The following is a 13,560-nucleotide window of genomic DNA, read 5'->3' as shown; positions in this document are numbered from 1 at the left end:
TTCACCGCCATGGCCAGACCACCGATCCCTGCCGTGTCAGCAAAGCCGAGCGAAAAGAATCCAGCGGCCTGCCTCTGAGAGGCAGGCCGAACCACTCTTTGGCCTCAAAGTCATACCTAGATAATGAGTGAAACCTTACCGAAGCGCTCTGGCGCCTCCAGCCGGTCATAGGCCAATGCGATATCACTCAGCCCGAACTGACTGTCGATGACGGGCTGCAGGCCGCTATTTGCGACGAGTGATAACAACCGCCGGGCCTCTTCCATATTGCCGCCAGTCGATCCATAAAGCTCCAATTGGCGAATAAACATGCGTTGCAGCTCAACCGGCGGATTTCCTCCAGTCGTTGCCCCGCAACTGATAATCCGTCCACCGCGCCGCAACGAACGCAGGGACTCGCCCCAGCTTGCCTCCCCGACACTGTCGATCACCATATCGACGCCTTCGCCGTTCGTCAGCTCAAGGATTCGCCGGCTCACCGGCTCAGTTCTGTAATTTACGCCAGCATCTGCCCCAATCTCTGCAGCCTTACTGAGCTTGTCCTCATTGGACGTAGTGACAAGTACACGCGCGCCAATATGCTTTGCTAACTGAATACAGGCGACAGAAACACCGCCGCCAGCACCGACGATCAAAACAGTCTCGCCCGGCAAAAGCGCTCGCTTACCAAACAGCATCCGATAGGCCGTGTTGTAAGCCGCAGGCAGAATACCAGCGTGTTCAAAACTGATCTCATCAGGAAGCGGCAGAAAACAGCGCTCGGGCATAGAGACATACTCGGCAAAACTACCATCACGATGTTCACCAGAAATTTTAGCCTTCAGGCAAAGCGGCTGCTCTCCTGCAAGACAATAACGGCATTCCTGGCAGAACTCATACGAGAAGAGCATAACTCTCTGGCCAGGCTTCAAGTGACTGCCGGGACCACTTTCCACGATCTCGCCTGCCCCATCGACGCCAAGAATAATCGGTAGTTCGTGTGTAATACCCTGGCCGTTGTCCCGCATGTAAGCGTCGACACGATTTAGAGAGCTCGCACGGACCCGCATCACAGCTTCCCCCGGCTTACGTATGGGGTCGGGCACATCCATAATCTTCAGCCCGTCGCGGCCCCGTTTCTCTAAAACTGCTGCTTTCATGATTGTTCACCCATATTTCTATCTAAAAAAAGGAGGCGGCACACAGCCGCCTCCGCTATTGAAGATCACTTCAGTGACATATCCGCATTATGGATGGTACGTCAGACGAAGCATGACTTGCCGTCCACGATTGACCGTCGCTGCGATGTCCGACAGCCTCGTAGCACTGCCCGTAACCGGCACCTGATAGGAACTTGCAATCCAGTATTCATCTGAGAGGTTACGCCCTATCAGAGCGAGCTCCCATACCTGCTCCTTGTCCATGATAGCAAAGCCGGCATCAAGCGATACATAACCATCATCTTTGGAGTTCGGGATGGCATCTGAGTTACCTTCGTATTCATCACTGTACTGGAGCCCCGCATTGACGCGATAGTCGAGCGCAGAACTGAGAGAACCTTCGTATGCCCCGCTAAGTGTCACACCCCACTTGGGTGCTCGCGGCAAGTGCTTTCCGGCCAGGTCCGTCGTATCGTTTGCAATATCGCACCCCAACGCAGCGGTCTGCCCATTATAGCAGGATGGTGTGTACTCGTCGTAAGTCGCGTCATTGTATGCAACCGCACCATTGATCCAGAAACCTTCGAGTGCCGCCGGACGGTACTCAAAGTCTAACTCAACGCCTTCGGTCGTAGCAGCACCGACATTGCGGATGATGTTCGCCACCAGTTCAGAATCGAAACTGCTGAGCTGCAGGTCCGAGTACTCGAAGTGGTAAGCCGCTGCGGACACACGCAGTGTCTGATCAAGCATATAGGCTTTCGCCCCGATTTCGTAACCCTCAGCCTTTTCCTCATCAAACGCATTGTTCACAAGCGCTCCGGAACTAAGAGCGCTGGGAATAGCAACATGCTCTGTCTGAAAACCGCCAGACTTGTAGGCTTCTTTATAAGCCACATAGACATTGGCATTTGATGTAAGCGCGTATGACAGCGTCGCTTCCGGAGACCAGTTATAGAAACTTTTCTCCCTGGGATACTGCCCCTCGAACTGCCCTGTCCCGATATGCTGCTGCTTGGTTTCCTCGGTGTAGCGCACACCTCCGGTGAAGGTAAGCTTATCCGTCAGGTCAAAGCCAACCTGCACGAATGGAGACACCGTGTCGCCCGTAATGCGGAAGTCAGCTTTCGGACCCAGTACGCCGACAACCGTAGACTGGTTCTCAGTATACTCATCATCCTGCAGAAAAAGACCCAGCATCCAGTTGAAACGATTCGAAGCATCGTTAGACAAGCGGAACTCTTGCGAATACGTCGTTTTTTCAATGCTGGTCGCAAAGCCCACGAACGGGATAGCGCCATTTGAAACATGATCCGACGCGTCCAGGTTCACATTATAAAATCCAGTGATCGAGTTGAATGAGATATCGTCAGAAATTTGATAGTCGATATCTGAAACAAGGATCGACTGTTTCGTTTTCGTATAGGGAACACCGTCAGATGGGTAACGCGGATCAAAATTCGCCCAGCTGCCCGGCATGTCAGCCTGAGTCGTAACGTTATTCAGCTTACAATCCTGACCAGGATAGCCGAAGGGACCTTGTGCCTGCCCATACGGACAAAAGATCCGCTGAGACTGCAAGTAGTTTCCTTCAGTTTCCGTATCGCTATAGCCACCGGTAAACTTGATCGTGAAATCAGAGCTTGGCTCAATAAGCAAGCTGCCCTTGGCAAGAAACTCTTCTGTGGCCGGTCCTTTGTCGTTTTTGGGGGGGACAGCCCCCGGAAAGACGGAAGGATCCGGGACAACATTTTCCAGCCACCCCTTGCTATCGGTATACTTAACGGCAAGGCGCCCTTTGACCCCTTCCGAAAGCGGGCCGGAGATATAAGCTTCGCCAGCGTATTGCTCAGCTTCGAATTCATACTCGCCCCGCAGCCGGTAATCGAGTTCATCCGTCGGCAACGCAGACGACAGCGAGACAATACCCCCCGTTGCGTTCTTGCCGAAGAAGAGCGCCTGCGGCCCCTTCAGGACTTCGACCTGTCCGAGGTCAAACTGTCCAAGCTTGATGACACCGGCATATGATACCGGCACACCGTCGATGTTGACCGTCACGGCCTGATCAACCGACGCAGTGTTGGTTGCGCTTGAAATACCGCGCATGGTCAGATTGCCGCCATAACCAATTGTATTTTCCGAAATACGCAGTTCCGGGATCGCTGAGGATATCTCAGTCAGGTTCGTGAGACCTCGTTGATCAATCTCAACAGCTGGCATGGCCGAAATGGCAACAGGAACGTCAATTTCACGTTCTTCGCGCTTACGCGCAGTAACATAAACAACGCCAAGCTGCTTGGTTTCGTCCTGATCAGCTTGCGCTGTTTCAGTCGCTTCGCTCATCCCGTCGGTCTCCTGTGCGACCGCAACAAGATCGATCGCCATGAACCCGAGAACCAGCACTGAGGCTGCAGACTTACCTACAATCGCTCTAGTGTTTTTTTTCACGTTCTGTTTCCTCCCTAAGAAAACTTTTGTATTATACGCCGCGCCTCACCTTTGAATATCAAAGGCTCAACTCAACAATACGTCGCCATTTTTAAAACGTACGTTTGCTTTATCTTGTTACATCTAAAACGCCTCCCCGTCACCCCTTTTCCGGGCGTTGAAGCGTTATCTCACCACTATATTATTCGTGTCGCGAAGCAGGATCCCATGCCCAGTATTTTGACACCGCGCCCGCATCCACTCTTATATCGGTACCCGTAATCATGCTGGCATCGTCAGACGCCAGAAAAACAGCTGCCTTACCATAATCGCTGGGTTTAGGCAGTTTTTGCATCGGAATATGATTCGCAAACTGAGCGATCAACCGGGCCGTATGCGGATCTTCAGACACATCGCGCCCCCAGCGGCGCGCCCGCTCAACAGATTCAGCCGGGTCCGTCGCGGTGGGCGTGAGGGAGTTTACACGGATCCCATGCTGAGCAAGTTCCATGGCTACCGAATTCGTGAAATTCATCAACCCCATCTTCGATGTCGAATACGCGACATTTCCCGGCTGCCCCTGATGGCCCGCAGTCGAGATGATGTTGATCATGCTACCCTGCCGCTCCGCTTCGATCATGGCCAAAGCGACGTACTTGGTAAAAAGGAATGCCCCACCGAGGATGACACCTGTCTGAGCCTGCCATTCGGCATAGCTCATATCCACCACTCCCTTCTGGTTAAAGAAGGCAGCGTTATTTATGAGGATATCAATCCCACCAAACTGTTCGGCTGCACGGTTAACGGCCTGCACAACCTGCGTTTCGTCTGTTACGTCGCACACCAGCGCCAGCGCCTCGCCGCCATTTGCATTTATGTAGTTAGCACAATCATTCGCATTGTCCGCATCAGCATCTACCGCAACGATCCGGGCACCAGCTGACCACAACTCCTCAGCGATCCCGCCGCCGATGTTTGGGCTTACTCCGGTTATCAATGCAACTTTATTCGCTAACTTCATATCGCCACCTTGGCTGTGCATTTGTATAAAGACGAAGCCTTTTAGCTCAGCTCTTTCTTGTAACCGAAGATATCCCGGGCGATGAGAACTCGTTGAATCTCACCCGCCCCCTCATAGATGTCTGCAATACGAACATCGCGGAACCACTTCTCCGCCAAATACTCTTCTGACAAAGATTCTGGCCCAAGTATTTCAAGACATCCCTGCGTGATATCACGCGCTGCTTTTGCCCCCATCGCCTTCGCAATCGAAGCCTCCGTGCGATACCCATTTGAATACATGCCCTGCTTATGCTCCAGCCACTTGGCACGCATAACGGTTCCCCAAGACGCCTCCCAAAGACTTTCCAGACGGATGAACCGGTCGACGAGAGCGCTCCGCCCGGAAGTTCCCTGTGTATAGTCAAGCTCCACGCCCGCGGCTTTCAGTTTGTCGCGCGTAAAATCAAGTAGCGACCGGCACGACGCCAGAGCGACGGCTGAGACAATCGGACGATTGTGATTGAAGTTGCTGAGAGTCTTGCCGAAGTCCGCATCCAGACGCGCGACAGCCGGGACGCGCAAATCCTGCATCACGAACCCAGACAATTCATGCTTTCTAACACCGAGCTTACGCATCTGCGGAGATTCGATCAGCCCCGGTGCGCCTTTGACAAGAACGAATGTACCAAACTCCGGTCGCGAGCCGTCTTTCCCAGCCACCTTCACCAGCGCCACAGCGCCGTCAAACTTGTTAAAGAACGAGATAAAGATCTTCTCGCCGTTCAGGACGTACTCATCTGTCTCCTGATCATATCGGGCGTACGAACGCATCGCTCCGGGGTCCGATCCGGCATCAGGCTCGGTGATCCCAATCGCCAGGTTCAAATGCCCGTACTTTTCCTTTTGCACATCTGTCCCGAAGTTCCTGAGCACCATGGAGCCAAAGGCCTCATGTCCCCCGACATCCCGCAACTCCACATCCTGGGCGCTGGCCATGAACATCAGCGCCTCAGCGATTACGAGACCACTGGTTTCCTCATGCACGCCTTCAAGCAGCTCAAACGGATCTTCACGATCAGCAACTGCGGGATGAACCCCACGCAGCCGCGACGGCTCGATTTCCATTGTCCGGTCCAGTTCGCGTGCGAATGCCCGGCCAATCTCGTTTTCCTCTCGGACAAGATCAATCAGTTTCTTGTCCGTCTCGGTCAGGCTGAAATCAACCATTTGTTGCGTTCCTCTGTATCGATAACCGGCTCAAATGCCGGCGACACCTTCCAGCACAGATATCGCGCGTGCATTGCGATACCACATCTCAAGCGGATGCTCCTGGACGAAGCCGTGCCCCCCAAACATCTGCAAGCCCTCATCGGCGATCTTCATCGTCTTCTCTCCGGCGAAGGAATAACTAAGTGCTGACAACCGCGTTGGGTTCTGTCCTGTTTCAATTTCCCAAGCAGACCGCCAGTTCATCCAGCGCATTGCTTCGGTGTCGATCCGTATGTCCGCGACACGGAAGGCAACCGATTGCTTCTGGGCAAGCGGCGTACCGTGCACGATGCGTTCCTTCACATATGGGACAACATGATTCAGAACAGCGGCGCTTAGCCCTGTCATGATGCAAGCCTGCGCCGTCCTGCTAGCATCAATAATACTCTGAATATTGCTGCCATTGGACCCACCAAGCATCGCACCCTGAGGAATTCCCACATTGTCGAAGACAACTTCGGAAAGCTCTAGCGGCCGCAACCCGACTGTCTGGCACGGCTCACGAACCAAAACCCCAGCAGCATCGGCCGGCACAATGAATGCCGCTTCCCCTTCCTGATAGCGGGCAACCACAAGAAAACTGCGGCAGCGCGATGCCAAAGGAACCATGGACTTTGCGCCCTGAAGACGGAATCCGGCTCCGGAAGCAACTGCTTCTGTCTTCAGACCACCAATCGAGAACCCGAATGAAGGCTCCATCACGGCAAGCGATAACGCCTGAAATCCGGGGGCCTTGAGGCTCTCCTGCAACGCTTGCCTCTGGTCGCTCGTGCCGTGATCCGTAATTGCCAAACAGTAAGCCATCGTAGATGCCACAGCCGTCGCCACTGAGGCGTCTCCAGCAGCCAGCTCTTCCAGGACAAGTCCAGCCAGGAACGCAGAGCGGCCATCCGGCTCGCATTGGCTCTGGACGATTTCCAGCTGCCAGATCGCATCCATCAGGGCGCTATCCAGTTCACCAGCTGTGTCCTGTGAGCGAGCGAGTGGCGCGACTTCATTTGCAGTGAAATCGCGGACCATCTCGCAAACGGCTTTCTGGTCCTCTGTCAGTTCGAAATCAATCATCCATACCGCCCGATTTGTTTTCTGGCCTATAAATCAGTGAACTGCCAGAAGTCGTTTTAGTACATTCATTTTGATTTCGGTCAAGAGGCGGAGCCGATCCTTTAGAAGCATATCTGAAGAGAAAGACATCAGTATCCTCAAGCTCTTTATCGCACCTCAGAATGTTTATGCGCCGATGGCACGCAGGGCAGTAGACTGAGGCCGGGGAACTGGTTGAAAAAAGTGGCGCCCGCGGATTGAGGACCATTAGCATTGCGCGGGCGCCAAGTGTTCACCTGCATCGCACGGAGGTTTGGCGATACAGGTTGTTCCCCGAAAACAGGAACCTCAACTACTTCCAGAAGGGCCTGCCACACGAACGCCCCCTAACAGGTCCCACAGGCGGCAAAGCGGTAGTACATCTGCTTTACTTGTCAGCTACCATCTGTGAGTTTGCTGATAAACAGCAAAAAATTGCAGATCACACCTGCATTAATGCAGGCTCCTGCCGCCTCGGTAAAAATGCGCCGAAAAGACACATCCGCGCTGAACCGAGCCCATTCGCATTGCTCGCAAATCAGCCCAGAATAAAGCAAATGTTTTGATCTCGTTCGCATCAGCGTCTAGGATAGATCAACAACTGAAAAAGCGACCGCAACATTCGCGGAACAGATAAAGGGAGAGGATACTACCATGGCATTCAAGAGAGATCCGTCTCTCCCTCCGATTGACTATGAGCGCATCATGGCTTTGACGAAATCCGCCCGGCACGAATGGACCGAAAAAGACGTCATTATTTATGCGTTGGGTATCGGCTTGGCGCAGGGTCCTATGAACTGTGAAGAGCTGAAGTTTGCCTACGAAGACGGGTTGAAAGTCTTTCCGACATTTCCCATCGCCGTTGGCTTCCATGGCAATGCAATGGAAGATGTCGGCATCGACTACAGATACGTCCTTCATGGCGAGCAAGCGATTACCCTGCACCGCCCCCTGCCCTTCATCGGCCAGGTTAACGCAACCAGCAAGATGGTTGGCGCGTGGGACAAGGGCGAAGGACGGGGCGCCGTCTTCTCCCATGAAAAGATAATGACGCTCGATGGGGATACGAAGCCCCTCGCGACGATCCGGACAACAGCTTTCGCGCGGGCTGAAGGTGGGTTCGGCGGCCCTCAAATAGAACAACCTAAGCCTCACCAGCCACCAGAACGAGCGCCCGACCGCACTGTTCGCATTGCGACAACACCTAATCAGGCACTGCTTTATCGTCTGTCGGGTGATCTTAACCCGCTTCACGCGGATCCGGATACCGCAATCGCTGCCGGTTTTCCGCGGCCGATTCTTCACGGCCTTTGTAGCTTTGCCATCTGCTGCCGCGCAGTTCTGACCGAATTTTGTGATCTCGATCCATCAAGGATCATCCATCACGAGGCACGCTTCTCTTCCCCGGTCTATCCCGGGGAAGTTCTATCCATCGACCTATGGAAAGATGGGGAAACTGTCTCATTTGAAGCTCGAATCGAGGACCGTAATATCGTTGCCGTCCGCAGCGGCAAAACCATCTTGTCAGCTTGAGTTTGTTCCGTCTCCTGAAAGCATCCGAACTCAAACCCTCTGCCCACACCAGATTACTGGAAACACCTGAATGGAACGCCTTATCAAACCCGCCGCGACATATTCCGAAATCTATGACAACTTCCGCTGGAACCTGCCGGAACGGTGCAATATTGCGCATCAGATTTGCGACCGTCATGCGGAAGATCCTGACAAGATCGCACTGATCCATCATGTCGGCGCGGACGTGAGAACCTATACGTTCCGGGAGATCCAGCAGCGAGCCAATCAGTTTGCCAATGTACTGACCGGCCTCGGTCTCAATCAGGGCGACCGGCTTATGGTTCTGCTGCCCCAGCACCCTATAACGGCCATCTCGCATGTGGGCGGCTGGAAAGCAGGCCTCATTACGGTTCCCACCTCGATCCTGTTCGGTGTCGACGGTCTGGAATACAGGCTGAACAATGCGGAAATCCGGGCTGTCGTGACCGACCAGGCCAACCTGCCGAAAGTGCTGGAGGCGAAAGCGCTCGCACCAAGTCTTGAGCATGTCTTTGTAATTGATGGCTCTCCCGAAGGTGGCGCCCTGCCGTTCCATGAAACGCTGAACAAAGCGTCAGACCAGTTCACAACACTGATGTTTTCCCCGGATACGCCTGCGCTCATCAACTACACCTCCGGAACAACCGGCTGGCCAAAGGGCACGCTTCATGGCCACCAGGTATTGTTCGGTCATCTGCCTGGCGCCGAAGTTCTGTTCGATCTGTACCCTCAGCCAGGTGACAAGATGTGGTCCCCGGCAGATTGGGCCTGGATGGGCGGTCTCGGCAACACCCTGCTCTGTGGGTGGAATTACGGAACGCCGATTCTCGTATTCCCTATGGCAGGCTTCGACCCTGAATTGACAATGCGCATGATGGGCGAACACTCAATCAGGAATGCCTTTCTGACACCAACAATGATGAAACTTCTGAAGCCGTATGCCAGCCTGATAGACGCACATAACGTCCGTCTTCGAAGCATCATCAGCGGAAGCGAAGCTGTGGGCAGAGATCTGCTTACGTCAATGCTTGAGATGTTCAAGGCCACCATCAATGAGGGATTTGGCCAAACTGAAGCAAACTTGACACTTGGCAATTGCAGCGGGCTCAATCACTACCGGATCGGCTCGCTCGGCACGCCCCTGCCCGGCCACAAGGCCAGCATTCGTGACGATGACGGCAACGAATTACCCGTTGGGGAGGTCGGTAATCTGTGTTTCAAACATCCTGACCCGGTCATGCTGCTGGAGTATTGGAGAAATCCCGAAGCGACAGCGGGCAAATTCATCGGTGACTGGCTGATTTCGGGAGACCTGGCCAGCAAGGATGAAGATGGCTTCTACTGGTTCCACGGGCGCGCCGACGACGTGATTACCAGTTCAGGATACCGCATCGGCCCAACTGAGATCGAGGATGCAATCATCCGCCACCCCGCTGTCAGCATGGCAGCCGCCATCGGGGTGCCGCATCCCGAGCGTACGGAGATCATCCGGGCTTACGTCACCTTGTTACCAGGACACGAGCCCAGCGATGCCTTGGCAGACGAAATCCGACAGTCCGTACGGGACCGTCTTGCCAAGCATGAATACCCTCGTGAGATCCGTTTTGTGGACTCCCTTCCCATGACAACCACCGGTAAAGTTCTGAGGCGGGAACTTCGAGCCCAAGCCAAAAGCGAATAGGCTGGAGAGACGCCCAGCTAACAAAAATGAAAAGCTGCCACATGGCTCGCGCCAGCATAGGCAAAAGACAGCCGGAGATCAGCCTGCCCTTCACTCATGATGGCGACCACTCAACATTTTCCTTATGCTAGAGCGCTCCCTGCAGGCGCTTCATGACACCTGAAAAATCCAAGCCGCCATGACCATCATCATCGAGCTTCGCGTAGATTTCTTCAGCAAGCTGTCCAAGCGGTGTCTCAGCGTCGGCCCCTTGCGCGGAGGCAAGCGCCAGTTTGAGGTCCTTCAGCATCATCGCTATCGCAAAGCCTGGCTGGTAGTCACGGTTCGACGGGGCGGTTGGTACAGGCCCCGGCGCCGGGCAATAACTTGTCATCGACCAGCACTGGCCAGACGCCGTTGAGGAAATATCGAAGAAGGTTTGCGCGTCGAGGCCGAGTTTCGCGGCCAGATTAAACGCCTCACAGGTACCGATCATCGAAATTCCGAGCAGCATATTGTTCGCGATCTTGGCGACCTGGCCGTTTCCCGCAGCGCCAGCATGAAAGACATTCTTGCCCATCACATCCAGGAAGGGCTTTGCCTTGTCGAAGGCCTCTTTGGGGCCACCAACCATGAAGGTCAGCGTACCAGCATCCGCAGCCGCCGTTCCGCCCGAGACGGGGGCATCCACCATCGGGAAGCCAGCTGCCTGCGCCTTTCCTGCGGCCTCACGGGCATCCTCGACAGAGATGGTCGAACAATCAAGAAAGAGCTTGCCCGGTCCAGCATGAGCCGCAACCCCGTCATCGCCAAAATAGACCGACAGGACATGCTTGCCGGCAGGCAGCATCGAGACAACGACATCGGCCTCCCGAACGGCATCAGCAACCGACGGCGCGCCCTTGGCGCCAGAGGCCTCTGCCTTCTTGACTGCGTCTGGGTTCAGGTCGAAGGCGCGGACATCATACCCAGCCTTCGCTAGATTTGCGCACATACCGGAGCCCATATTTCCAAGACCGATAAAGGCAATTTGTGTCATGTGACGTCTCCAATGAATTCGAGTTCCTCCGCACCGAGCGGAGCAAAAAATGTATCGACTAGACTGGGCGTTACCGCCGCGAGGTTTTCGGGTTTCCAGATGGGCTGGTTATCCCGGTCAATCAGAACGGCCCTCACGCCTTCCAGGAAGTTCTCGGTACGCACGATGCGCGCCCCGATCCGGTACTCCATCCTCATATTGTCCCGGAAGTTCTCCATGGCGCCACCCTCACGCAGTTGGCGGTGAGCGACCTTCATGGTCAGAGGTGATTTCGTTGCCAGCGCCTGAGCCTGCTTCTGCGCCCATTCAGAGCCAGCATCCAGGCAGGACACGATCTCTTCAACAGACGCCTTCCCGAAACAGGTATCGATCTCGCCCTGATGTGTGGAGAAGCTTGCCGCTGCGTCTGTCTTCAACCCTGTCAGCCCGGCGGTGCCCTCTATGCAGAGCGTATCAGCTAGCCCGCTGGCATCCTCTGTAAAATGTGTGGCAACACCTACGGCGAGCACGTCTTCCGCTTTCAGCCGCGCGCCTGTCAGGGCGAGCCACATACCGGTAGCTCCTTCCAAACGCGGCAGGAACCAGCCTCCGCCGACATCAGGGAAAAGGCCGATCCCGCTCTCAGGCATCGCGAATACCGTGTTAGGCGTCGCAACCCGGTGCGTTCCATGAACGGAAATGCCAACCCCGCCGCCCATTGTCATGCCATCCATGATCGTGACGTAGGGCTTCGGATATTCCTTGATCAACACATTGAGACGATATTCTGCGGCAAAGAAGGCGCGTGCTTCCCGGCCATCTCCTGCGCCGGAGGTGGCCAGCATGCGCACATCTCCGCCTGCGCAGAAACCGCGCGTCCCTTCGGCATGGTCGAGAACAACCAACTCGACCTCTGGATCATCGCGCCAGGCAAGCAGGGCATCCATCAGCTGGCTGACCATATCTGAGTTGAGCGCGTGCAGCGCCTTCGGACGATTGAGCGTCAGGCGCCCAGCACGCACCTGTTTCCTTGCGATAACACTTGGTTCGCTCATGCTTACCTCTTCATCATCTCGCGCGAGACGATGACGCGCATGATTTCATTGGTGCCTTCGAGTATCTGGTGAACGCGCAGATCCCGCACAATCCGCTCGACCTCATAGTCAGCGAGATAGCCATACCCACCATGCAATTGCAGCGCGTCATTTGCGACCTTGAAGGCCGTATCAGTCACGAAGCGTTTGGCCATGGCACAATGCGTAGTGGCATCAGGCGTTTTTGCATCCAAACGCTCGGCTGCCTGATAGAGCATCGCGCGCGCGGCTTGCAATTCGATTTCCATATCGGCTAGTTTGAACTGGGTTGCTTGGAAATCAGCAATTGCCTGGCCGAACTGCTTGCGCTCACGGACATAGTCCAAGGAGCGGTCTAGCGCATCCTGAGCGCCGCCCAAAGCACAGGCGGCAATATTGAGGCGACCGCCATCGAGACCCGCCATGGCAAACTTGAAGCCTTGCCCTTCTTCGCCAATCCGATTGCTGGCCGGGATGCGGCAGTCATCGAAATTGACCATGGCTGTGGGCTGAGCGCGCCAGCCCATCTTCTCTTCGTTCTTGCCGAATGAAAGGCCCGGCGTGTCCTTCTCCACGACAAAAGCCGAAATGCCTTTTGCTCCCTCTTCGGACGTTCTGGCCATGACGACATAGATATCCGAGAAGCCGGCCCCCGAAATGAATACTTTAGCGCCGTTGAGAACATAGTTATCGCCGTCCGGGCGCGCACTGGTACGCAGACTTGCAGCATCGGACCCCGCTCCCGGTTCCGTCAGGCAGTAGGAAGCGATCAGGTCGGCGGCGCACAGGCGCGGAACATATTTGCTCCGCAACGCATCGCTACCGAACCGGTCGATCATCCAGGTCGCCATATTGTGGATCGAGAGAAAAGCCGCATGGCTGATGCAACCATGCGAGAGTTGTTCAAAGATCAAAGCCGCATCAAGACGTCCGAGTCCGGATCCTCCATACCCTTCATCCGTATAAATACCGCCGAAACCAAGCTCCCCAAGTGCACTGAGGGCATCGCGATCGAGACACTTCTCACGATCCCATCGCTCGGCGTTGGGGCGGAGCCTTTCATAGGCAAACGCCCTCGCGGTATCCACAATCAGGCTCTGCTGTTCGTCCAGTAGCATATCAATCAGCGTAAATCAGATTTGGAGCCATGGTTTGTTCTTGGAGACCCGCAGCGCGGACGCCAAAGTGAGCCCCGAGACGCATGGAAGAAGACAAAATAGGCGCGGATCGGAGGACAGGGCTCGCACCGCCGGTCAGCACCATGTTGGTGGTCCCAGCCCTCCAGGTTCCCAGAGCAATCATTGCATCGTCGGAATGATGAAGGCCTGGTCGCCG

General features: G+C 55.1%; 10 protein-coding genes. 2 read left to right on the top strand and 8 right to left on the bottom strand.

The genetic code is table 11. The features are described from left to right. Positions 1-116: 116 nt before the first annotated feature. The 5 genes from HY29_RS12940 to HY29_RS12920 all read right to left on the bottom strand — a co-directional run bounded on the left by HY29_RS12940 (position 117) and on the right by HY29_RS12920 (position 6,902). Complete coding sequence (locus tag HY29_RS12940) at positions 117-1,139, bottom strand: zinc-binding dehydrogenase (RefSeq protein WP_034797649.1); 1,023 nt, start codon at positions 1,137-1,139, stop codon at positions 117-119. 87 nt (positions 1,140-1,226) lie between these two features. Beyond that, positions 1,227-3,587, bottom strand: coding sequence for a TonB-dependent receptor (locus HY29_RS12935; RefSeq protein WP_155838321.1), 2,361 nt, complete (start codon positions 3,585-3,587; stop codon positions 1,227-1,229). Positions 3,588-3,768: 181 nt separating this feature from the next. Then, positions 3,769-4,587, bottom strand: coding sequence for an SDR family NAD(P)-dependent oxidoreductase (locus HY29_RS12930; RefSeq protein WP_034797777.1), 819 nt, complete (start codon positions 4,585-4,587; stop codon positions 3,769-3,771). Between the two features lie 41 nt (positions 4,588-4,628). Then, positions 4,629-5,795, bottom strand: a complete 1,167-nt coding sequence (locus tag HY29_RS12925; protein WP_034797647.1) for an acyl-CoA dehydrogenase family protein — start codon at positions 5,793-5,795, stop codon at positions 4,629-4,631. Between the two features lie 30 nt (positions 5,796-5,825). Next, positions 5,826-6,902, bottom strand: coding sequence for an acyl-CoA dehydrogenase family protein (locus tag HY29_RS12920; protein ID WP_034797646.1), 1,077 nt, complete (start codon positions 6,900-6,902; stop codon positions 5,826-5,828). Between the two features lie 672 nt (positions 6,903-7,574). On the opposite strand from HY29_RS12920, the gene HY29_RS12915 reads away from it, so the two are divergent. Together HY29_RS12915 and HY29_RS12910 are read left to right on the top strand one after the other, a co-directional pair. Further along, the gene (locus tag HY29_RS12915; RefSeq protein ID WP_051601494.1) at positions 7,575-8,453 is read left to right on the top strand and encodes a MaoC/PaaZ C-terminal domain-containing protein; all 879 of its coding nucleotides are present in this window, start codon (positions 7,575-7,577) and stop codon (positions 8,451-8,453) included. A gap of 70 nt (positions 8,454-8,523) precedes the next feature. Continuing rightward, complete coding sequence (locus tag HY29_RS12910) at positions 8,524-10,155, top strand: AMP-binding protein (protein WP_034797645.1); 1,632 nt, start codon at positions 8,524-8,526, stop codon at positions 10,153-10,155. A gap of 127 nt (positions 10,156-10,282) precedes the next feature. Here the strand turns inward: HY29_RS12910 and mmsB are convergent, their stop codons facing one another. Genes mmsB through HY29_RS12895 form a run of 3 tightly spaced genes read right to left on the bottom strand, consistent with a single transcriptional unit; the run spans position 10,283 to position 13,343 of the window. Then, the gene (gene mmsB / locus HY29_RS12905) at positions 10,283-11,173 is read right to left on the bottom strand and encodes a 3-hydroxyisobutyrate dehydrogenase (protein ID WP_034797644.1); all 891 of its coding nucleotides are present in this window, start codon (positions 11,171-11,173) and stop codon (positions 10,283-10,285) included. Further along, entirely contained in the window at positions 11,170-12,207 is a 1,038-nt protein-coding gene (locus tag HY29_RS12900) for an enoyl-CoA hydratase/isomerase family protein (protein ID WP_034797643.1), read from the bottom strand. The genes mmsB and HY29_RS12900 overlap by 4 nt, the downstream gene beginning before the upstream one ends. A gap of 2 nt (positions 12,208-12,209) precedes the next feature. Further along, positions 12,210-13,343, bottom strand: coding sequence for an acyl-CoA dehydrogenase family protein (locus HY29_RS12895; protein WP_155838320.1), 1,134 nt, complete (start codon positions 13,341-13,343; stop codon positions 12,210-12,212). Positions 13,344-13,560: the final 217 nt, after the last annotated feature.

It is taken from the genome of Hyphomonas beringensis (assembly GCF_000682755.1).
Taxonomy (GTDB): domain Bacteria; phylum Pseudomonadota; class Alphaproteobacteria; order Caulobacterales; family Hyphomonadaceae; genus Hyphomonas; species Hyphomonas beringensis.
The sequence above is the reverse complement of the archived record's forward strand: the minus strand, read 5'-3'. Positions and strand labels throughout refer to the sequence as shown.